This is a genomic window from Reyranella sp. (assembly GCF_004296935.1).
Taxonomy (GTDB): Bacteria; Pseudomonadota; Alphaproteobacteria; order Reyranellales; family Reyranellaceae; genus Reyranella.
In genome coordinates this window covers 1-21,286 of sequence record NZ_SCVH01000087.1, presented here as the reverse complement: position 1 = coordinate 21,286, position 21,286 = coordinate 1, and the positions used below count along the sequence as shown (strand labels likewise).

The 21,286-nt window shown below is 65.1% G+C and carries 21 protein-coding genes; 12 read left to right on the top strand and 9 right to left on the bottom strand.

The window, feature by feature from the left end; all coding sequences use genetic code 11:
- From EPO55_RS12560 to EPO55_RS12550, 3 genes are all read left to right on the top strand, one after another.
- Positions 1-847, top strand: an 847-nt coding sequence (locus EPO55_RS12560; protein WP_296337185.1) for an ATP-binding protein, incomplete at its 5' end; no start/stop codon positions are given.
- Positions 848-1,233: 386 nt separating this feature from the next.
- A complete protein-coding gene (locus EPO55_RS12555; RefSeq protein ID WP_296337184.1) occupies positions 1,234-3,372 on the top strand; it encodes a S8 family peptidase in 2,139 nt (712 codons plus the stop codon).
- A 255-nt stretch (positions 3,373-3,627) separates the two neighbouring features.
- Complete coding sequence (locus EPO55_RS12550; RefSeq protein WP_296337183.1) at positions 3,628-5,256, top strand: ABC-F family ATP-binding cassette domain-containing protein; 1,629 nt, start codon at positions 3,628-3,630, stop codon at positions 5,254-5,256.
- Positions 5,257-5,902: 646 nt separating this feature from the next.
- Here EPO55_RS12550 and EPO55_RS12545 read toward each other — a convergent pair.
- Together EPO55_RS12545 and EPO55_RS12540 are read right to left on the bottom strand one after the other, a co-directional pair.
- Positions 5,903-6,415: a hypothetical protein gene (locus EPO55_RS12545; protein WP_296337182.1), complete on the bottom strand. Its 513-nt coding sequence runs from the start codon at positions 6,413-6,415 to the stop codon at positions 5,903-5,905.
- A 40-nt stretch (positions 6,416-6,455) separates the two neighbouring features.
- A complete protein-coding gene (locus EPO55_RS12540) occupies positions 6,456-7,286 on the bottom strand; it encodes a class I SAM-dependent methyltransferase (protein WP_296337181.1) in 831 nt (276 codons plus the stop codon).
- A 150-nt stretch (positions 7,287-7,436) separates the two neighbouring features.
- On the opposite strand from EPO55_RS12540, the gene EPO55_RS12535 reads away from it, so the two are divergent.
- The 4 genes from EPO55_RS12535 to EPO55_RS12520 all read left to right on the top strand — a co-directional run bounded on the left by EPO55_RS12535 (position 7,437) and on the right by EPO55_RS12520 (position 10,055).
- A complete protein-coding gene (locus EPO55_RS12535) occupies positions 7,437-8,414 on the top strand; it encodes an AraC family transcriptional regulator (protein ID WP_296337180.1) in 978 nt (325 codons plus the stop codon).
- 1 nt (position 8,415) lies between these two features.
- Complete coding sequence (locus tag EPO55_RS12530) at positions 8,416-9,330, top strand: cation diffusion facilitator family transporter (RefSeq protein WP_296337179.1); 915 nt, start codon at positions 8,416-8,418, stop codon at positions 9,328-9,330.
- Positions 9,327-9,680 carry an ArsC family reductase gene (locus tag EPO55_RS12525; RefSeq protein WP_296337178.1) on the top strand — a complete coding sequence of 118 codons (354 nt, stop codon included), beginning with the start codon at positions 9,327-9,329 and terminating at the stop codon, positions 9,678-9,680. Before EPO55_RS12530 ends, EPO55_RS12525 begins: the two co-directional genes overlap by 4 nt.
- Positions 9,681-9,824: 144 nt before the next feature.
- Positions 9,825-10,055 (top strand): hypothetical protein, encoded by a 231-nt coding sequence (locus EPO55_RS12520; protein WP_296337177.1) that lies wholly within the window; start codon positions 9,825-9,827, stop codon positions 10,053-10,055.
- A gap of 59 nt (positions 10,056-10,114) precedes the next feature.
- Here the strand turns inward: EPO55_RS12520 and EPO55_RS12515 are convergent, their stop codons facing one another.
- A complete protein-coding gene (locus EPO55_RS12515) occupies positions 10,115-10,447 on the bottom strand; it encodes a DUF2794 domain-containing protein (protein ID WP_296337176.1) in 333 nt (110 codons plus the stop codon).
- A 188-nt stretch (positions 10,448-10,635) separates the two neighbouring features.
- Between EPO55_RS12515 and EPO55_RS12510 the strand changes: the two genes are divergently transcribed.
- From EPO55_RS12510 to der, 3 genes are all read left to right on the top strand, one after another.
- Positions 10,636-11,283: a tetratricopeptide repeat protein gene (locus tag EPO55_RS12510; protein WP_296337174.1), complete on the top strand. Its 648-nt coding sequence runs from the start codon at positions 10,636-10,638 to the stop codon at positions 11,281-11,283.
- A gap of 64 nt (positions 11,284-11,347) precedes the next feature.
- Positions 11,348-12,694 (top strand): PQQ-like beta-propeller repeat protein, encoded by a 1,347-nt coding sequence (locus EPO55_RS12505; protein WP_296337173.1) that lies wholly within the window; start codon positions 11,348-11,350, stop codon positions 12,692-12,694.
- Entirely contained in the window at positions 12,681-14,108 is a 1,428-nt protein-coding gene (gene der / locus EPO55_RS12500) for a ribosome biogenesis GTPase Der (protein WP_296337172.1), read from the top strand. The genes EPO55_RS12505 and der overlap by 14 nt, the downstream gene beginning before the upstream one ends.
- Before the next feature lie 511 nt (positions 14,109-14,619).
- On the opposite strand, the gene EPO55_RS12495 is transcribed toward der, so the two are convergent.
- A complete protein-coding gene (locus EPO55_RS12495; protein ID WP_296337171.1) occupies positions 14,620-14,880 on the bottom strand; it encodes a MafI family immunity protein in 261 nt (86 codons plus the stop codon).
- Positions 14,877-16,079: an RHS repeat-associated core domain-containing protein gene (locus tag EPO55_RS12490; RefSeq protein ID WP_296337170.1), complete on the bottom strand. Its 1,203-nt coding sequence runs from the start codon at positions 16,077-16,079 to the stop codon at positions 14,877-14,879. The genes EPO55_RS12495 and EPO55_RS12490 overlap by 4 nt, the downstream gene beginning before the upstream one ends.
- A 246-nt stretch (positions 16,080-16,325) precedes the next feature.
- Between EPO55_RS12490 and EPO55_RS12485 the strand changes: the two genes are divergently transcribed.
- Together EPO55_RS12485 and EPO55_RS12480 are read left to right on the top strand one after the other, a co-directional pair.
- On the top strand, positions 16,326-16,553 hold the full coding sequence (locus EPO55_RS12485; RefSeq protein ID WP_296337169.1) for a DUF433 domain-containing protein: 228 nt from the start codon (positions 16,326-16,328) through the stop codon (positions 16,551-16,553).
- A gap of 2 nt (positions 16,554-16,555) precedes the next feature.
- Positions 16,556-16,918 carry a DUF5615 family PIN-like protein gene (locus EPO55_RS12480; protein ID WP_296337186.1) on the top strand — a complete coding sequence of 121 codons (363 nt, stop codon included), beginning with the start codon at positions 16,556-16,558 and terminating at the stop codon, positions 16,916-16,918.
- A gap of 691 nt (positions 16,919-17,609) precedes the next feature.
- Here EPO55_RS12480 and EPO55_RS12475 read toward each other — a convergent pair.
- From EPO55_RS12475 to EPO55_RS12460, 4 genes are all read right to left on the bottom strand, one after another.
- On the bottom strand, positions 17,610-18,326 hold the full coding sequence (locus EPO55_RS12475; protein WP_296337168.1) for an SDR family NAD(P)-dependent oxidoreductase: 717 nt from the start codon (positions 18,324-18,326) through the stop codon (positions 17,610-17,612).
- 5 nt (positions 18,327-18,331) lie between these two features.
- Positions 18,332-19,795 (bottom strand): amidophosphoribosyltransferase, encoded by a 1,464-nt coding sequence (purF, locus tag EPO55_RS12470; RefSeq protein ID WP_296337166.1) that lies wholly within the window; start codon positions 19,793-19,795, stop codon positions 18,332-18,334.
- A 62-nt stretch (positions 19,796-19,857) separates the two neighbouring features.
- Entirely contained in the window at positions 19,858-20,454 is a 597-nt protein-coding gene (locus tag EPO55_RS12465; RefSeq protein ID WP_296337165.1) for a CvpA family protein, read from the bottom strand.
- Between the two features lie 33 nt (positions 20,455-20,487).
- Positions 20,488-21,286 (bottom strand): magnesium chelatase domain-containing protein (locus EPO55_RS12460; RefSeq protein WP_296337164.1); only part of this gene is annotated, 799 nt, incomplete at its 5' end.

Genomic DNA, 21,286 nt, shown 5'->3' with positions numbered 1-21,286 from the left:
GCTGAACGCGGATGCGCTGACCTCTGTGGGTGTTGCGCCGACAAGATCGCTTCTGATTTATGGTCCTCCCGGCTCTGGCAAGACTCTGAGCGCCCACTTTGTGGCGGAACAACTCAGTCTTCCGTTAGTCACTGCGCGCATCGACGGCCTCATTTCGTCATTCTTGGGAACAACGGCCCGAAACATCGCCAACTTATTCGATTTCGCTAATCGCTATGCGTGCATTCTGCTGCTGGATGAATTCGACGCACTCGCGAAGCTTCGAGATGATCCGCAGGAAGTCGGAGAGATCAAGAGAGTGGTGAACACGCTGTTGCAGAATCTTGACCTGCGACGTACGCAGGGGCTGACGATCGCTATCACCAATCACGATCGATTGCTTGACCCCGCAGTGTGGCGGCGCTTCGAGACTCACGTAAATTTTGGCACGCCTGGAGGGGACGCGCGGGAGCAGTTGATCTCTCGTTTCTTGCAGCCTCTGCCGACAAACGAGGCCATCGTTCGCATTTTTTCATATTGTTTGGCTGGGAAGTCCGGGGCAGATCTGGAACGGACCTGCACTTCGGTAAAGCGAACGCTCGCACTAAGCGGAGAGCCTCACAATGGGCCGGGTCTGTTTCACGCTTTGGCTTCTGTGTTGGCGCGAACACCTGATGTCGAGCATGCACCGGCACGTATTCTTGCAGAGGATCGAGAAGCGTTCATCAGTCTGATTGCTAATGATGCTAAATTCGGGATGAAGCAAACCGACATTGGCGACGCGACGGGCTACGGGCAGTCGCGCATAAGCGATCTGAAGAAGTCGAAGCGCTATGCTGCCGTCGCGGAGGTTCCTCATGCCTCATAACCCAGTCCAAATCATCTTGAACGATCGGGATTTCCACCAAGCGCCCGACCGGGGATCACTGCCGCGCAACAAGGATTTTTTCGACGGCCGCGATAGGGCGTTCGCCGATCACAAAGCGACGCTCCTTAAGGCAATCGACGCAATCACAGCGCAGATTAAGGAAAGCCCGTACGGGCCCGCAGCTTATTTGCGTGTACAAATGCGCGGTGAGGCGCTTGCGAAGTCTTATCGACCAGTCGGTCGTGTGTTCACGCGAGATCAGTTTCCGTGCGTTGGTGCCGAAGCAGTAGGTACGCTGTATTTCCGCGCTCCGCTCATCTACATGCCCGCGCTTCGAGCCCGCGCTTCGAGCCCGCGTTGAAGAAGCCGAGGTCGAGGTTGCCATCGTGTATCGCAAGAAAGATGGCAAGCCATACAAGGCACCGAGTGCGGCACGCGCCGAAGTGGGGGCGATTGAGGCCATCGAGATTGCGCCACCCGAAGATAAGCGAACGTTTTCTACAGCGGCTGCTGTAAGCATGCTAGCCGACCCGCGTACAGTATCTGGTTATCAGATAGAACTGTTCGAGACGCCGAGCGATCGCGTAATCGCAGACGACCCTAGTGGCCGAGCGGCACTGCAGCGATCTCTGGAGCGTGTGTTACTATCCTTCGGCAATGGGACGCGAGCCTACGTCTCTGCAATTATTGGTCGTACACCGGTATTGGAGATGCAGCTTACTCGGGGAGGCGAGAGGGCACTGATCGACAATAGAGTCGGCGTTGTACGTGGCGACATCAGCGGGCGACGTGATCCCGTAGAAATTGATCGTTCCCCCGAGCGTCATGAGGCGGCGTTGGTGGCGCTGCAACGACATCCGTTGGTGCGCGCAATCCGGCCGCCGGTGCAGCTGCAGCTCACCGATCAGGAGGCTGCCAGCCAAGCTTCCGTGGAGTCAGCCCCTCTCAATCTGCCGAAGCCCGCATCTGAAGCACGCTATCCGATTGTGGGAGTGATTGATTCCGGGATAGCGCCTGTGTTGAACGACTGGGTCATTGGTCGCTTCGACTATATGGATGCGAGTGAATATGATCCCGGTCACGGGACTGGCGTTGCCGGGCTTATCACCTTTGCTCAGCTTGTAAATCCACCTTCAGTAGCGCCTGAGCCGAACGGCTGTATGGTTTATGATGCGCCCCTGTATCCAAAAGGGTCCTTCTTGGCGACATACGCGAAGGGGTTCTCCGATTTCCTGGAGGAGTTAGAACAAGCGGTTACTGAGGCGAAAGAAAAGCATGGCGTTAGGATTTTCAATCTTTCCATCAATGCTATCTCAGATGTCGAACGCTATCGGTATAGCATCTACGCCGCGCGCCTTGATCAAATTGCAGATACGCACGGCGTAATCTTCGTTAATTCCGCGGGCAACTTACCAAGGACACAAACGCGCGCGCCCTGGCCGAAGCGGCCAGCAGAAGTAATCGGATATTTTGCGGCGCGCACATCGGCCGATACCATCTACAAGCCGGCTGAGAGTGTTCGTTCGGTTGCCGTGGGCGCACTTAACCCTCCCGGTCAGCCCCAAGTAGCGTTTGCGCCGACCACATACACGACGCGCGGACCCGGGCTGCAGGTCGGAGTTAAGCCCGATGTTTGCGCCGTCGGTGGTGCCGGTGTTTCTGCAGGTACGAGCACTGGCCTTGCTTCCGTTTCGACCTCTGGCATGCGGCAAGATGTTGCCGGTACGAGTTACGCAGCGCCTCTTGTTGCAAGAGCGCTTGCTGGGCTTGACGCAGCTACCGAGGGTGGCCTGAGCCTTGAGGCCTTGAGGGCGATGTTGGTGCATCACGCGGCAATGCCAGAGCCACTGACGAAGCGGGGCTTGAAGGATTTGGCGCGCCAATTCGCCGGCTTTGGACAAATCGGCAGCGTTACGAACATGCTAGAAACTGATGATCATCAAATTACGCTTCTATTCCAGAGCCGTCTGACCATCGGCGAGCGGAAACCTGTGATTCTGCGCTTCCCTTTCGAATGGCCGCAGAGTTTGGTGCAAAACGGCGCCTGCAGTGGGAGAGCACGGATCACGTTGGTCTATGCTCCGCCTCTTGATCCGGCATTTGGCGCGGAGTTTGTGCGCGTCAATCTTGAAGCGAGCTTGACTCAACGCCAGACCGAACCATCCAAAGACGGTGGTGAGCGGTTTACAAATCAGATTGACGCTAGATATTTGCCAAATTCGTCCAAGTTCCCGGCACCGGAAAAGGCGTTGATCAATCACGGCCTCAAATGGTGGCCGGTGAAGCAGTACGAATCCAATTTCAAGGCGAACGGCGAATCCGACCGATGGCGTCTCGAAGTAACGAGTCTAGTTCGGGCCGAGTCTTACTTCCCGGCAGAAGGAGTGCCGTTCGCAGTATTGCTGACTCTCGAGGATCCCGATGGGCAAAGGCCCGTGTTCCAGCAATTCCGCCAGGCCTTAAGTGTTGGTCGCGCAAATGCCCAAGATGTTCGTACGGTGAGCCGTGTGAGGGCGCGAGGCTAGCGGGGAATTTGCAGATTGCGATCAAGAGCGTTCCCGCTCCGCGACATGGACGAGATGGCTGATTGTGGCTGAGAGGCCTCGTGCTTCAACTGTTCGCCCTCCCGATCCTCACGCTAGTCGCGTCGCCAACTGCGTGAGGTCATCACGAACAAGTCGCCCAACACGATCGACCGGCAGTAGAGAGGACAATCGGCCGCAACACCGTGATCTGGCCGCCGCTTGCATCGCCGCCTCTTTCCCGCCACCACCGCCCCCATGATTCGTCTCGATAACATCAGCAAGCAGAACGGCCATCAGATCCTGTTCATCGACGCGTCGATGGGCCTCCAGAAGGGCGAGAAGGTGGGGCTGGTCGGGCCCAATGGCGCCGGCAAGACGACGCTTTTCCGCATGATCGCGGGCGAGGAGCAGCCCGACGACGGCCATGTGACGATCGAAGCCGGCATGACCATCGGCTACTTCAGCCAGGACGTCGGCGAGATGTCGGGCCAGAGCGCGGTGGCGGCGGTGATGGACGGCGTCGGGCCGGTGAGCGCGCTCGCCACCGAGATGGCCGGGCTCGAGGCCGCGATGGCCGATCCGGCGCAGGGCGACCAGATGGACGCCCTCGTCGAGCGCTATGGCGAGGTGCAGGCGCGCTTCGGCGAGCTCGACGGCTATGCGCTGGAGGCGCGCGCGCGCGAGGTGCTCGCCGGCCTCAGCTTCAGCCAGGAACGCATGGACGGCGACGTCGGGCTTCTCAGCGGCGGCTGGAAGATGCGCGTGGCGCTCGCGCGTATCCTCTTGATGCGGCCCGACGCCATGCTGCTCGACGAGCCCAGCAACCATCTCGATCTCGAAAGCCTGATCTGGCTGGAGGCTTTCCTCAAGAACTACGAGGGCGCATTGCTGATGACCTCGCATGATCGCGAGTTCATGAACCGCATCGTGGGCAAGGTCATCGAGATCGACGGCGGCACGCTCATCACCTATTCGGGCAACTTCGATTTCTACGAGGTTCAGCGCAGCGTCGGCGAGAAGCAGCGCCAGGCGCAGTTCGATCGCCAGCAGGCGATGCTCGCCAAGGAGATGAAGTTCATCGAGCGCTTCAAGGCGCGCGCGTCGCATGCCGCCCAGGTCCAGAGCCGGGTGAAGAAGCTCGACAAGATCGAGAAGGTGGAACCGCCGCGGCGCCGCCAGTCGGTCCAGTTCGAGTTCCGCAGCCCGCCGCGCTCGGGCGACGACGTCGTGAGTTTTAGGGACGTCCACAAGGGCTATGGCAGCCAGCCGATTTATACCGGGTTCGATTTCCGCCTGCGCCGCCGGGAACGCTGGTGCGTGCTGGGTGTCAACGGTGCGGGGAAGTCCACGCTGCTGAAACTGGTGGCGGGCGAGGCCGAACCGGACCAGGGCACCGTGACGCTGGGCGCCAGCGTGCGGATGGGCTACTTCGCGCAGCACTCCATGGATCTGCTCGATGGCGACGATACGGTTTTCGAGTCGCTGGACGAGTCGTTCCCGCAGGCCGGCACGGGCGCGCTGAAATCGCTGGCCGGCTGCTTCGGCTTCTCGGGCGACGATGTCGAGAAGCCGTGCCGCGTGCTATCGGGCGGCGAGAAGGCGCGGCTGGTCATGGCCAAGATGCTGTTCGATCCGCCCAACTTCCTGGTGCTCGACGAGCCCACCAACCATCTCGACATGGCCACCAAGGAAATGCTGGTCGCGGCGCTCCAGGATTTCGAGGGCACCATGCTGTTCGTGAGCCACGACCGCCACTTCCTGGCCGCGCTCTCGAACCGGGTCCTCGAACTGACGCCCGACGGCGTCCACCAGTACGGCGGCGGCTACACGGAATATGTGGCCCGCACCGGCCAGGAGGCGCCGGGGCTGCATCCGGGGTCGTAGCTTATATCACCTCACCCTGAGGAGGTCGCGTAGCGACCGTCTCGAAGGGTGGGAACGAGCACCGCGTCTGCTCCCCATCCTTCGAGACGCGCCCTTCGGGCGCTCCTCAGGATGAGGACTTGTTTTGAACGTCAGCAAAGTTGGCCCCCCCTATGAGCGCTCGCGTGCATGCACTGCCAGCATCCGGTCACGTCAATGTGATGCGCAGGTTCAGCAGGTTTATGCTATGAATTCTGTCAGGCTGACGCGTGGACCGCGCCGGCCTTTTTCATTTCGGCAAGACCTGCTCGCGGCCGCCCGCGAGTTCGCGCGCTTCTCCTTGTTGATGGGGCGCCGGTGAAGCCGCCGCGGGTCCTGACCCGTGGACAGTCCCAAGAACGACCCCGTCTCAACCGCGCGCCAGATAACGCCGCCGGAACAGACACTTGAACGACACCTGGGCACAGGTGCATCGGGGCATGTGACACTGAAGAACAAGCCGACGTCGAGAAAAGCCCGTCAGACAAGGCTTACCCCGGAGTCGGGCCCAACTTCGGGCCCAACATTTGTCCCGTTCAGGTGGGCCCTTGTGCCGGCGCAACGCCCTGGAATCGTTGGCTCTTCGGCGTGCGGAGAGCCGGAATTGTCTTCCTCTGGACAGGTGCCTCTAGACGGGCGCCGCCGGCAGCCGGATGCGGACGAGCGGGGCCGCGCAGGGACGGAAGCGCTTCACGGCGAGGACGCCCAGCCCGACGAAGATCGCCAGGGTCACCAGTTGGGTGACGTCAAGCGGCGGTGCGAGGAGCTGCACCGTGGCGCTCTTTGCGAAGGCCTGCCTCACGCCGATGAAGACGTTGAGATAGAGTGCGGCCGTGGCGCCTGATGCGTAGATGCCGCGCCACGGTCCGGCCAGCCGGTAGCCGTAGAGCGCCATCAGGGTCGGCACCAGGACGACCAGCGACAGGGCGCCGGTCACATGGCCCACCCCGAGGCGTGTCGAGGGGAAGAGGAGACCCGTCACGGTCGTGCCCGCCGTGGTGAGGAGAAAGACGGCGGTGAGCCCCGCCGCCTGCTTCGAACGCAGCATGTCCCGGAGGACAAGCGCACCGCTCGCGAGTCCGATCAGGCTCACGACCACATGCACGGTCGTCAAGGTCGACAACGACATACCGAGTACCACGACACACTCCCGTTGCAGTGGGCTGCCGACCCTGTCGGCATCAGCCCTTTCTGGTGATGATCACTTCGAGATATTCGCTGGGGACGACCACGGTGCCGTCCCGGGCGGTGTTGAACCTGTCGAGCAGCGCCCGGATGTCCTTCTCGAGCGCCACGCGGGCCTCGGGATCGATCGCCGCGAAGGCCTTCAGGACCGGTCCGTAGTAGCCGCGGAAGATTTCCAGCCAATGGTCGGGCGACTTGTAGCGGAAGACGAAGTGCCGGCTTTCCGCGACGACGACCGCCTCGGCGCCGAACAGCGCCTCGAGGTGGGCCCTGGTGCCCCACAGCGCCGGCGACTTCACGCCGGGCGCCGGCGGCACGTACTTGCCGATGGTCTTGAAGAGCTGGCCGATGAAGCTCTCCGGTGTCCAGTTGGCGAGGCCGATCTTTCCGCCGGGGCGGCAGACGCGCAGCAGTTCCTTCGCCGCCTGCTCCTGGTTGGGCGTGAACATGACGCCGAAGGTCGAGAGCACGACGTCGAAGCTGCCATCGTCGAAGGGCAGGGCCTCGGCGTCGGCTTCCTTGAACGTCACCGCCAGGTGATCGGCGTTGGCGCGCGCGCGCCCGCGCTCGAGAAGCGCCGCGACATAGTCGGTCGACACGACATCGGCGAAGCGCCGCGCGGCGGCCAGCGTCGCATTGCCGTTGCCGGCGGCGACGTCGAGGACGCGCTGGTTGCTGCGCAGGTCGATGGCCTCGCAGAGGCTTTCGCCCACGATCTGCAAGGTGGTGCCGACGACGGCGTAGTCGCCGGAACTCCAGGCGGCCTGCTGGCGGCCCTTGATCGTGGTGAGGTCGATGGTGGCGGGAATGGCTGTCTGGACGTTCATGACTGTTCCTCGCTGTCTGTTGTCGTCTCGCGGGTCTGCCGCGTGACGGGCCGTATCTAGGCCTTGCTGCGGCGGCTGCGAATGACCGGGAATCCGCCGTGCTTGACACGGCGTCCGCAATTCCTAGGGTCCCGCCACAGCGGGGACACAATGGCAGCCGACGCCTTATCCGATGTGCTTCGAACCGTGCGACTGACCGGCGCGACGTTCTTCGACGTCGTGGCAAGGAACCCGTGGGTGGCCGAGCAGCCGACCCGGGAGATGGTCCTGCCCAAGATCCTGCCCGGCGCCGAGCATCTGATCTCGTATCACGTGGTGACGGAGGGCCGTTGCTACGCCGGCATCATCGGCGAGGAGCCGATCGCGGTCGATGCCGGCGAAGTCGTCGTCTTCACGCGGGGCGATGCGCATGTCATGTCGAGCCATCCCGGCATGCGCGCCCAGCCTGTCACGCAGGACGAGATCGATTTCGCAACGGCCGGGGCCTTGCCGTTTTTCCGCCACGTCGGCGACCAGGGGCCGGTCTCGGTCAAGCTCGTCTGCGGCTTCCTCGCCTGCGATGCCCGCCCGTTCAATCCGCTGCTCGACCACCTGCCGCCGGTCATCAAGGCGGGAAACCCGCAAGGCGGCGATGCCAACTGGCTTGGCCAGTTCATCCGCCTGGCGCAGAGCGAATCGGCGGACAAGCGCGCCGGCGGCGAAGGCGTGCTCGCCAAGCTGAGCGAGCTGATGTTCATCGAAGTGGTTCGCCAGTACCTGGAGGCCCTGCCGCCGGAGCAGGCCGGGTGGCTGGCGGGGCTGCGCGACCCGTTCGTTGGCAAGGCCCTGTCGCTGATGCACGGCAAGCCGGCGCACGACTGGTCGATCGAGGAACTGGCCAGGGAGGTGGCGCTGTCGCGCTCGGTGCTGGCCGAGCGTTTCGCCGATCTCGTCGGCATGCCGCCGATGCACTATCTCGCCAAATGGCGGATGCAGATCGCAGCCGGCCTGCTGAGCGTCGGCAACACCAACATCGCATCCGTCGCCGCCTCGATCGGCTACGGCTCCGAGGCGGCCTTCAGCCGTGCCTTCAAGAAGACGGTCGGCATGCCACCCTCCGCCTGGCGCCAACGTTCCGCGCCCAACTGATATGGGCGCGGGACATTCGCACGGCCCGCCGGCGGGGACGACGGCGGGGGGACGGCACAAGTCGAGACTGCAATGGGCGCTGGGACTGACGGCATCGTTCGTGGGTGTCGAAGTCGTGGGCGGCCTGCTGACGGGCAGCCTGGCGCTGCTGGCGGACGCGGCCCACATGCTGACCGATGTCGCGGGCCTGGCGCTGGCGTTGCTCGCCATCCGCTTCGCCGAGCGGCCGGCGACGCCTGCCAAGACCTACGGCTACGTGCGCATGGAGGTGCTGTCGGCGCTGGCCAACGCCGTCGTCCTGCTGCTGCTCACGGTCTATATCCTCTATGAGGCCTGGCAGCGCTTTCGCGATCCGCCCGAGATCCTGAGCGGCCCGATGCTCGCCGTCGCGGTGGCGGGCCTCGTCGTCAACCTGATCAGCATGAAGCTCCTGATGGCGGGCGCGTCGGAGAGCCTGAACGTGAAGGGCGCGTACTTCGAGGCGCTGGGCGACATGCTGGGGTCGCTGGGCGTCATCGCCGCCGCGCTGATCGTGATGTTCACCGGCTGGACGCTGGCCGATCCGGTGGTGGGCGCCGGCATCGGCCTCTTCATCGTGCCCCGGACCTGGATATTGCTGAAGCAGGCGATCCATATCCTGATGGAGGGCACGCCGCCCGAAGTCGACCTCGTGCTGCTGGAAAAGCGGCTGCTCGGGATCGAGGGCGTCACCGCCGTCCACGATCTGCACGTCTGGACCATCACGTCGGGCCTCGACGCCATGAGCTGCCATCTCGTGATCGACGACATGGCGCGCGCGCGGGCGACGCTGGCTGCCGCCTGCGAGGCGCTGCATGAAGATTTCGGCCTCACCCACACGACCATCCAGATCGAGGACCAGGGCTTGCGCGACAATGAGGCGGCGAGGCCGATATGACGAAATCCGTGACGATCTACGGCATCAGGAATTGCGACACGATGAAGAAGGCGCGCGCCTGGCTCGACGGGCATGGCGTCGCCTATGCCTTCCACGACTACAAGACCGGGGGCATCGAGAAGAGCGTCCTTCAGGGATGGGCCAAGGCGGCGGGCTGGGAGACGCTGCTCAACCGCGCCGGCACGACCTTCCGCAAGCTGCCGGAAGCCGACAAGGCCGGCATCACCGAGGCCCGGGCGATCGCGCTGATGATCGCCCAGCCCGCGATGATCAAGCGTCCGGTCCTGGCGGTGGGCGGACGCCTGATCGTGGGCTTCAGGCCTGAGGTTTATGCTCAATACTTTGGATAATTGTTCAATAAAAACAACGTAATAAAGTAGTTTCTTGACAATTTTAATTAATTGTCAGAAGGTATGCTCAAACGTCCGTCGGGCGACCAAGAATATTATTTCGAACGGCCTGAACCGGCCCATTTCCCCTCAGAGGTTCGCACCATGAAGACCAAGTTCGCGTCCATCCTCCTGATTCCCATGGCCCTGTCCCTGTCCGCCTGCGGCGAGACGTGGGGCGAGCGTGCCCTTACCGGCGGCGGCATCGGCGCCGGCACCGGCCTCGCGATCGGCGCCCTCGCCGGCTGGCCTCTCGTCGGCCCGGCCCTGGTGGGCGCCGCGGTGGGCGCGGGCATCGGCGCGGCGACGGCGCCGGAAAAGGGCAGCAGCAAGTAGGCCACGCGCAGAGGGCGTCCGGCAGCGCGCCTGACGCCCCTCTGGCTATCCTCGTTTAGCTAACCCAGCAGCAGTCGAAGCTTGCGGTCGAAGACGCCGAGCACGTCTTCGAGCGAATCGCCGTGCGCGAGCTTGCGCGGCCCGTTGTAGACCACGTAGCCGCCCTGGGCGCCATTGGGCACCTTGGCAATGGCGAACAGGGGCTGCTCCGAGGTGTGGCGGAAGATCGAGAAGATCGCCATGCCGGGCCGGAAGTCGATGGCATAGTCCCGCCACTCGCCCGAGGCCACCCGCATGCTGTAGAGGCCGAGCAGGCGGGACAATTCCCGACGATCGAATGAGACAATCCGACGCCGGGCCCGTTGGTCGGCCAAACGGTAGAGATTGCTCATGCGGTCGCGACTTGAATCATGTCGTTGGGCCGAATTCTTACAGAAGCGCAGGGGCCGGTAAAGCGCCTGAAACGGACCCCCAAATCACCCTGGGCCGAGGTTTGCCAAAGTCAGGGTGGGGGGCTATGAACCGCCGCTGAAGCTGTTGATATTTCGCGATAATCTTGAATCTTGCTTGGGAGCCACGTGTGTCCGACTCCGCCGCCTTTCAGGAAGTTGACGAGGCCGTCCGCAAGGATGAACTCAGGGAATGGTGGGACCGTTGGGGCACCTGGGTGGTGGCCGGTGCCGTCGCCGTGGTCGTCGCGGTGGCGGGCATGGTGGGCTGGCGCCAGTACGATGCCGGCCAACGCGCCGTGGCCAGCGTTGCCTACTCCACAGCCCTGGCCAGGATCGCGACCGACATGCCGGCGGCCCGCGCCGAGCTCGAGAAGCAGGCGGCGGAGGCGCGCGAGCCCTATCGTTCACTGGCCGCCCTGATCGCCGCGCAGCTGCGCGACACCCTGGACGAGCAGGTCACGGCGCTGGCCGCCGTCGGGCCCAGGCTGTCGGGCCCCGAACTCGCCGACCTTGCCACGGTGATCACGGCCCTGAAGAGCGTCGATACGCCCAGGGCCGACGAAATGGCGGCCCGGCTGGACTCCCTGGCCGGCCCCGACCGGCCGTTCAGGATCAGCGTCCGCGAGGTCCAGGCGCTGGCCGCCGCCCGCAAGGGCGACGCCAAGCGGGCCCGCGAACTGTGGGGCGAGATCGCCAAGGATCCCGGCACGCCCCAGGGCGCCGCGCAGCGCGCGTCGGCGATGCTCAATCTCTACGCCGCCACAGAGGCCAAGTAGGATGGGGCCAAGTAGGATGGGGCGAAGCAGGATCATGTCGGGCGTATCGCGCGTGAGTGACCCCATGAGTGGTTTGTGGCGTGTCCTTCTTGCCGGCGGCATGCTCGCCGTCTCGCTGACCGGATGTGAGTCGGTGGCCGGCGCCTTCGACAGCATGTTCGGCAGCTCCAAGGTTCCGCTGCCGGGCGAGCGCGTGGCGGTGTTCGCCAACCGCAGCGAACTCGAGCCCGACAAGGAGATGGCGGGCGTCCAGATCGTGCTTCCGGCGCCGGTCGTCAACGACTCCTGGCCGCAGTCCGGCGGCTTCGCCAACTATGCCATGCAGCATCTCGCGGTCAGCGACTCGCCGCAGATCATTTGGACCGCCGACGTGGGCTCCGGTTCGTCGTCGTCGCGCATTCTCACCACGCCGCCGATCATGGCCGACGGCAAGGTGTTCGTGAAGGATGCCCAAAGCACCGTCTCGGCATTCGACGCCGATACCGGCAAGCTGGTCTGGCGGGTGACGCTGGCGCCGGAAAAGGCGCGCGACACCGACGAGTTCGGCGGCGGCCTCTCCTACTATGGCGGGCGGCTGTTCGTGACGACGGGATTTGCCAGCGTCTTTTCGCTCGATCCGGCCGACGGCAAGGAGATCTGGAACTCCTCGGTGAGCGCGCCGGTGCGCGGCGCGCCGCTGGTGTTCGGCGACCGTGTCTTCGCCATCAGCATCGACAACAAGATCCAGGCCCTGGCCGCCGTCGACGGCTCGGACCTCTGGCAATACACCGCCTTGCAGGAAGTCGCGGGCTTTGTCGGCGGCACCAGCCCGGCCGGTTCCGGCGAATACGTCGTGGCGCCCTTCAGCTCGGGCGAACTGGTCGGCCTGCGGCTCGACAACGGCCGGCCGGTCTGGAACGAATCGCTGATCGGCCCGCGCGGCGAGGCCCGCGCCTTCGGCAATCTCGCCGACATCCGCGGTCGTCCGGTGATCGACCGCGGCGTCGTCGTGGCCATGGGCTCGGCCGGTCAGCTCACCGCCGTCGAACTGCGCAGCGGCCAGCGGGTCTGGGAACGCGGGATCGGCGGCAGCCAGACGCCGTGGCCGGCCGGCCGCTTCCTGTTCGTCATCAGCGGCAATGCCGATATCGTCGCCCTCGGTCGCGACAACGGCAAGATCAGGTGGGTGACGCCGCTCACGCAGTATCGGGACGAAAAGCGCCGCAAGCCGGTGCTGTGGGGCGGGCCGGTGCTGGCCGGCGACCGCCTGCTCGTCGCCGGCACGCTGGGTGAGCTGCTCGCCGTCTCGCCCTACACCGGAGAAATCCTGGGCAAGCTCGATGTGCGCGATCCGGTCCGGCTGGCGCCGATCGTGGCCAATCGCACCATCTACGTCTTGACCGACTCAGGCCGGCTCATTGCCCTCCGCTGACGACAAGCCCCTCTCGCGGGTGGCCCCCGCCCGAGTAGCCCCCGCCCGAGTAGCCATCGTCGGCCGGCCCAACGTCGGCAAATCGACCCTGTTCAACCGGCTGGTCGGGCGCCGCCATGCGCTGGTCGACGACCAGCCCGGCGTGACGCGCGACATCCGCGAGGCGCCGGCGCAGTTGGGCGATCTCGCCTTCACGCTGCTCGACACCGCCGGCTGGGAAACCGCGGGCGGCGAGGTGCTGGAGGCGCGCATGCGGCGTTTCACCGAGCGCGCGGTGGAAGCCTCCGACGTCGTGCTGTTCCTGATCGATGCCCGCGCCGGCGTCCTGCCGCTCGACGAGGCCTTTGCCAACTGGCTGCGCAAGCGCGCCGCCAAGGTGATCCTGGTCGCCAACAAGTGCGAAGGCCGCGCCGGCCAGAACGGCCTGGCGGAAGCGCATGGCCTGGGGCTGGGCGAGCCGATCCCGGTCTCGGCCGAGCACGGCGAGGGGCTGAGCGACCTGCACGAGGCGCTGGCGCGGCATGTGACGCCGATGGCCCTGGAAGACGAGGACGCCGAGGCCGTCGATCCCGGCAAGCGGCCGATGCTGCTCACCATCGTCGGCCGTCCCAACGTCGGCAAGTCGACCTTGCTCAACCGGCTGGTCGGCGAGGAGCGCGTGCTGACCGGCCCCGAGGCCGGCATCACCCGCGATTCGATCCGCGTCGAATGGGAGTGGCGCGGCCGGAAGATACGCCTGGTCGACACCGCCGGCATGCGGCGGCGCAGCCGCATCGACAAGCGCCTGGAGGCGGCCTCCGTGGCCGATACGCTCGACGCCATTCGCCTCGCCGATGTCGTGGTTGTGGTCCTCGATGCCGGCGACATGCTGGAGAAGCAGGACCTCGCCGTCGCCGGCCGCGTGATCGAGGAAGGCCGCGCCCTGGTGATCGCCGTCAACAAGACCGATCTGCTGGCCGACGACCAGGCCAAGTCGACCAAGGCGTGGAAGAAGCTGCGCGACCGGCTGGAATCCTCCTTCGCCCAGGTGAAGGACGTGCCGATCGTGGGCTTCTCGGCGCTCACCGGCCGCGGCGTCGAGCGGCTGATGCCCAAGGTGTTCGAGACCTACGACATCTGGAACAAGCGCCTGACGACACCGATCCTCAATCGCTGGCTGCGCGAGATGGAAACGCTGCATCCACCGCCGCTCGCCAAGGGCCGGCGCATCAGGCTGCGCTTCATGACCCAGACCAAGATCCGCCCGCCGACCTACATGATCTCGGTCAGCCAGCCCGACGAGCTCGGCGACGACTACCTGCGCTTCCTGATCAACCGGCTGCGCGACGATTTCAGCATGCCGGGCGTGCCGATCCGCGTCACCATGCGCAAACCCGACAATCCGTTTGCAAGCCGGGCCAAGCCGCAACGCTGACGAGGCGTGGCCGGCGGGCTAAACGCACTCGATCCTGCGATCGCGCAGCTTTTCGTGGACGACGACGTGTGGGCGGTGATCGTCATAAAGGAATGCTTGGAGGCTCGTTCACTCGCCATCTTGGCGGAGATTCTCCAGTTGAGCCTTTGGATTCCAATCAGGTGGGCGCGGAATCCCTATGCCGGCCCACGGCATTCCGCGGTTGATCCATCCTTGCCGCCATTCCTTGAAGCTGATCCCTTTGTCGTCGTCGTGGTAACCAAACTCGAAGCCGCAAGAAGGGCAGCTTTCGTGTGACGCGCCTCCGTCCGCATGACGAGGTTCGTTATGGAGGCCAGGGAAGCCGCAGATAGGACAGGTAGCAGATAGGACAGGTAAAGGTAGTCGCATGTTTCAACCGCACCCTCACGGCAAAAGTGTTCCCGGTTGCCGATCTAAGTATGTGGGACAGGTCGGCTTGAAGAACGTTCCCGTAGGCTTCAGGTCATCCTTGGTTAACCGTCCCCACTCCTTACTCGCCGTTGGAAATGCCCGCCCACCAAGTAGGGTCGATCTTCATGCGCTCGGCTAACTCGCGAATTTTCCGGCGAACATCCTTTGGCACAGGCTTGCTCTCCTCTTTGATAATTCCGCAGAGAGTTTCAAAGGCCACCCCATATTCACCGGCAGCCAAAAACTCCCGAACCTCGGAAACCTCAGACGGAGCGAGACTTGTCATTGCTGCCAGGAGCTGAGTCAGGTCTTCCTCAAGTTTTCTGTAGTCGAAGGTCATGGATTTCTTGGAATGTTGGTTGGAAAGCCCGTGATGATGCCGCTTCCCTCTTTGGGACTTCCGATGACCACTTTGATTTCGACACCGTCTCGGCTGCCTGTAACAACCGTCCGACCGCCGCGTCCAGGTGAAAAGATTGAGGTAGGGCTTGTCGCAACGTCGGAAATTGCGTGCATTATGCGGTCAGCGGACCAGCTCTGTGGGAAGGGGGACTTGCCAGGTGTGCCCGGGAACAAATGCCCACCGCCCGTTGCATCTCCCGCCAAGATATGTGTCGTACGTTGAGGATTTGCCAAGTTGACGAATGTTGTTTCAGTTTTTGCAGCCTTCAACGCGTCGGCTGCTCCAATAGCGCCTATGGCGCCGAGCTTCCACGCCCCGGCATCGCTGACCAAGCCTAATCCGGCCGCGCCGAGAGAAATCCCCGCCCCGACATAGTCACCACGGGCGGCAGAGACTCCGGCATCCGCCAGGGCGAAGACCGAACCGCAGACCGACGGGCAGAAAGACCCGACCGTCAATCCGGCCTGTATGGCGTTCAGTGCCGCGAGGCCCTCCGGATCGAGCAGGTTGAGCGGATCGTTGTAAGCGTAGGCGTAGAGGTTGGCGCCGCCCTGGTAGCCGACGGGATCGGGCTGGGTAAACCTGCCCCAGTCGGGCGAGTAGTGCCGGGCGCGATAGTAGTAGAGGCCGGATTCCGGGTCGACCCGCTGCCCGGTATAGCCGAAGGGAGCGGGCGGCGTGGCGGTGCCGCCGAACAGCTGATAGCCGGCTTTCGTGATTGATCCGCTCGAGGAGTCGACGGCAGCGATGACGGAGCCCAGCGGATCGGGCAGCAGGGTGTCGCGGGTCGCCGCGGCGACGTTCATCTGGCCCAGCACGGCATTGGGGCCGGGCCCGTAGGCGTACCAGCGCAGGATGGCGCCACTGCTGCCGTCGTAGTCCAGCAGCTCGCGATTGTCGGTGTCGGTGATGAAGATCGTGGTGGCGCCGCCCACCGTCTTCGACTTGCGCCGGCCCTGGGCATCAAAGGCGTAGGTGGCGGCGTTGGCGGAGACCAGCCGGTTCTCGGCGTCGTAGCCGTAGGTATAGGTCGAGTCCGAGGTGAGGTTGCCGTTGGCGTTGTAGGAGGGCGTGATCCCGCCGACAGCGGTATATTTGGTTGAGCGCGTTGGTGGTGTAGTTGGTCGTGCTCGCACCCGACGGGTAGCTGAGCCAGGTGTTGTCGGAGACGGACTGACCGATCCGCTGGTTCACGGCGTTGTAGGTGTGGCCGAAGGTGACCAGTGGGCCGGGCGAGGGTGCCATGGCGGCCGGTGCCGGGTCCCAGACAGCGCCGGTCAGGCGGTTGAGCGCGTCGTAAGTGTAGCTGGTCGTGTAGGCCGTCGTGCTGCCCCGATCCGGGGAATCTGCTATTCTAGTAGAAGTCAGAAGGGATGAATGCCGTGAACCACGACCGCATCGTTCTCGATCCTGCGATCCTTGCCGGCAAGCCGGTAATCAAGGGCACTCGTCTGTCGGTCGAGTTCATCATCGGCCTGCTCGCCGATGGTTGGAGCGAGGCCGCGATCGTGGAGAACTATCCTGGCATGGCTCATGACGACGTGTTGGCGTGCCTGGCCTACGCGCGCGACAGGTTGAGGGACGAACGCATCTATCCCAGCGCCGCGTGACGATGCGCTGGCTGTGCGACGAGAACATCCCGCGCAATCTCGTTCAGGGACTTCGCCGGCGCGGTCATGACGTGGTCTGGATCAGGGAAACGTTGCCTGGCATTACCGACGCCGAGGTGCTGGGGCTTGCCGTTCGTGAGCGGCGCATCTGCCTGACATTCGACAAGGATTTCGGTGAGTTGGCGGCCGCGGCGGTGCTGCCGCCCGATTGTGGCGTCCTGCTCCTGCGGGTTCAGCCCCGGCCGTCGCTCGAGTCTTCGACGGAAATCGCCGCTGCCATCGATGCGCGTGCCGATTGGGCGGGCCATTTTTCAGTGCTGGAGCCCGGCCGGGTCAGGATGCGGCCTCTTGGTCGCGGCCGTTGAGACTCACGGCGGGCGCTAAAAGCGGAATGCGGGTCAAGCAAGCAGGTAGCGCCCGCCTTCGTGCCGCCACTCTCACTCGCAAGGAATGGGCCTACGCGTCCGCATCTGCCGGCAAAATGCTGGCACATGCCGGCGCAGGCCGAGTTGCAAGTTCAGCAGGTTTTGGTAGGGTATTTTTGCTAGTTTGCGGCACTTCGCGCCCGGCCCCGAAAGGCCGGGCGTTTTGCGTCAGGGCGGCGCGCTCTCTGCTCCGACGTCGATCCTGACCTGCCGAAAAGCGTATAGCTGTTGCATTTTATTCGATTCACGGCCGTTGGAGAGCAACGGTCACGTCATCTGGCGTCGGAATGCGGCTTCCTGGACAGGTCCGACGATTCGACCTCGGACCGAATCACACGCGGCGCTGTCCGGAAATGCCGGGGCAAGCGGTTGGCGCCGCATGCGAATCCGGCGTCGGCCGGGTGAATTTACGGACACCTGGCGGGATGGATTCGGGACAACTCGTGTTCGGAAAATCGCCTGCCGGCGGCACGGCACCGCGATTCGGGGCGGCGCCGGAGCGGCATCGGCGTCGTGCCGCGAGATTCGGCAAGTCGTTGATGTCGGCCGCTGCGTCGCGCCTGGCGGCACACGCTCCGGCACACCTGGCGGAGTTTTGCGGCACATTCCGTGTGCCGCGGCATGGTCCACGCTAGCGCCGCAGCGCCTCGTCGCCGGCCACCCATTCGCCGTTCAGCGTGCAAGAGGGCAGGGCGAGGCGGATCAGCCCCTCGGCATGGGCTTCGAGCGGCGGCAGCGTCGCCTGGTCCTCGCCGGGGAAGGCCTCGCGGCGCAGGGCGGTGGGCATCGGGCCGGGATTGTAGAGATTGGCCCGCACCTGGGTGTGGGCCACTTCGGCGGCGTAGACTCCGACCAGCATGTCGAGGGCGGCCTTGCTGGCGGCGTAGGCGCTCCAGTAGGGCACGACCCGGCGCGCGACGCCCGAGGTGACGAAGATGGCGCGGCCGGCGTCCGAGGCGCGCAGCAGCGGGTCCATCGAGCGGATCAGCCGCCAGTTGGCGGTGACGTTCACCGCCATCACCCGTTCGAAGAGCTTGGGATCGATGTGGCCGATCGGCGAGAGCGCGCCCAGCACGGCGGCATTGCCCAGCAGCACGTCGAGCCGGCCGAAGCGCTCGTGCAGCGCGGCGCCCAGGCGATCGAGGCCCGGACTGTCGGTGACGTCGAGTGGCACCAGCGTGGCCTGGCCGCCCAGCGCCTTGATCTTGTCGTCCATCTCCTCGAGGCCGCCGACGGTGCGGGCGACGAGGACGCAGTGGGCGCCCTCGCGGGCGAAGGCCAGCGCCGCGGCGGCGCCCAGGCCACGCGAGGCGCCGGTGATCAGCGCAAGACGGCCGGCGAGCCTCATGGACCCTAGGCGGTTTCGGCGAGGAAGGAGAGCTGGCGGTCTTCGATGCCGACCTGGTCGTCGAGCGGGATCGGATAGTCGCCGGTGAAGCAGGCGTCGCAGAAGGCGGGCTGCTTGGGATCGCGGCCGCCGGGCAGGCCCATGGCGCGGTAGAGACCGTCGATCGAGATGAAGGCCAGCGAATCGACGCCGATGAACTTGGCCATGCCGGCGACGTCGTAGTGCGAGGCGAGCAGCTTGTCGCGCTCGGGCGTGTCGATGCCGTAGAAGCACGGGTTGGTGGTCGGCGGGGCGGCGATGCGCATGTGGACTTCGCGGGCGCCGGCCTGCTTCACCATCTCGACGATCTTCTTCGAGGTCGTGCCGCGCACGATCGAATCGTCGACCAGGATGACGCGCTTGCCCTGGATCAGGGCGCGGTTGGCGTTGTGCTTGAGGCGCACGCCAAGATGGCGGATGTGGTCGGCCGGCTCGATGAAGGTGCGCCCGACATAGTGGTTGCGGATGATGCCGAGCTCGAACGGCAGGCCGGAGCCGTGGGCATAGCCGATCGCCGCAGGCACGCCCGAGTCGGGCACGGGCACGATGACGTCGGCCGGCACCGGGCTTTCCCTGGCCAGTTCCATGCCGATGCGCTTGCGCGCCTCGTAGACGCCGACGCCCTCGAGGCGCGAGTCGGGGCGGGCGAAGTAGATGTGCTCGAAGACGCAGAAGCGCCGGGGCTGCTTGGTGAAGGGCTTGATCGAGCGCGGGCCGTTGCCGTCGATGATGACGATCTCGCCGGGCTCGACGTCGCGCTCGAAGCGGGCGCCGATGATGTCGAGCGCACAGGTCTCCGAGGTCAGGATCCAGGAATCCTCGAGCTTGCCCAGGACGAGCGGCCGCACGCCCAAGGGATCGCGCACGCCGATCAGCGCCTCGTTGGTCAGCAGCAGCAGCGAGTAGGCGCCCTTGACCTTGCCCAGCGCGTCGATCAGCCGGTCCTGCACCGTCGAATAGTCGGAGCGGGCGATCAGGTGGTTGATGACCTCGGTGTCGGTGGTCGACTGGAACAGGCAGCCGATGCGCACCAACTCCTTGCGCAGCAGGTAGGCGTTGGTGAGGTTGCCGTTGTGGGCCAGTGCCAGGCCGCCGAAGTCGAAGTCGGCGAAGATCGGCTGGATGTTGCGGTCCGACGCGCCGCCAGTGGTGGCGTAGCGGGTATGGCCAATCGCCGAATAGCCTTTCAGGCGGGCCATGACGGACTGCTCGCCGAAGATTTCGCCGACCAGGCCGGGGGCGCGGTGGTCGTGGAAGTGGCGGCCGTCGAAGGTGACGATGCCCGCCGCCTCCTGGCCGCGGTGCTGCAGGGCGTGCAGGCCGAGCGCGGCATGGGCGGAAGCGTCGGATGTCCCGTAGATGCCGAACAACGCACATTCCTCGTGAAACTTGTCGAGGTCGTGGTTGGGGCGCTTCGGTGTGTCTGGCACGGCGGGGTTATATCTGGGACCTGCCGGCCGCGCCATCAAGGATAACTCCCTTCGGGCACAACTTACTGCGGCGGTTTGGTATCTTCCGTGGGCGTCGTCGGTGCGGCGGCCGGCGACGGCGGGGCAGCCGTTCCGCCCGCCGTGTCCATGCCCGGCCGCTGGAGGCGGGTCCGGAAGCCCGGCGGCAGGTGGGGTTCGACGAAAGTGGCCATTTCCCTGACCATCGGGAAGGTCGCCGCCCCCTCGACCGCCGGCGGCAGGGTGCGGGGTCCGAGATAGCCATAGAACAGGAAGGCCACGCCGACCGCGACCCAGGCGCACAGGACGCCAAAACCGGCCCCCAGGATGCGGTCGGGCTTGCCCAGCGGGCTCGACTTGATCGAGCGCGACAGGGCATTGGTCAGCATCACCAGCACGATCAGGGCGGCGACGAAGACCGCCAGCATGGAGATGAAGTAGGCGAGCTCGGTGCTGCCGACGATCTGCTCGACCTCGGGCTGGATCACCTTGGAGAACCGCCAGGCGAGCCAGCCGGCGCCGATCCACGAGCCGATGAACAGGATGGCATGGGCGAACCCGCTCGACATGCCGATGGCCGCCCCAAACACGGCCACGGCAATGACGGCGACGTCGAAAACGGTGATTCCAAGCTGTTCCATTCGACCCCGTACGCCCCGTTACCTGCCCGTGACCTAGTCCCGCCGCCGGTCCGAAGCACCCTCGCGCCGCGGACGCTTGGGGGCCCGGTCGGCCGGTTGGAAGCGAGCCACAAGGTCGGTCAGATGCTCGATTTCGTCAATGGCGATGGCCTCCGGCGCGCGTCCCGCAGGCGCCGAGCCGGGCCGGCCGCGCGGCACCAGGGCGCTGCGGAAGCCGAGCTTGGCCGCCTCGCGCAGGCGCGCCTCGCGCTGTCCGACTGGGCGGACCTCGCCGCCCAGGCCAATCTCGCCGAACACCACCATCTCGGGCGGAACCGGCTCGTCGGCCAGCGAGGAGACGACGGCGGCGGCGACGGCGAGGTCGGCGGCCGGTTCGCCGATCTTGAGGCCGCCGGCGACGTTGAGATAGACGTCGTTGGCGCCGATGGCGACGCCGCAGCGCGCCTCGAGCACGGCCAGCACCATGGCGAGCCGGTTGGAATCCCAGCCGACCACGGCATGGCGCGGCGTGCCGAAGGAGGAGGGCGACACCAGCGCCTGGATCTCGACCAGCAGCGGCCGGGTGCCCTCGATGCCGGCGAAGACGCAGGCGCCCGAGACGTTGCCGCGGCGTTCGCCCAGGAACAGCGCCGACGGGTTGGCGACGTCGGAGAGGCCGCGGTCGGACATCTCGAACACGCCGATCTCGTCGGTCGGGCCGAAGCGGTTCTTGACGGTGCGCAGGATGCGGAACTGATGGCCGCGCTCGCCCTCGAAATAGAGCACCGTGTCGACCATGTGCTCGAGCACGCGCGGGCCGGCGATGGCGCCGTCCTTGGTGACGTGGCCGACC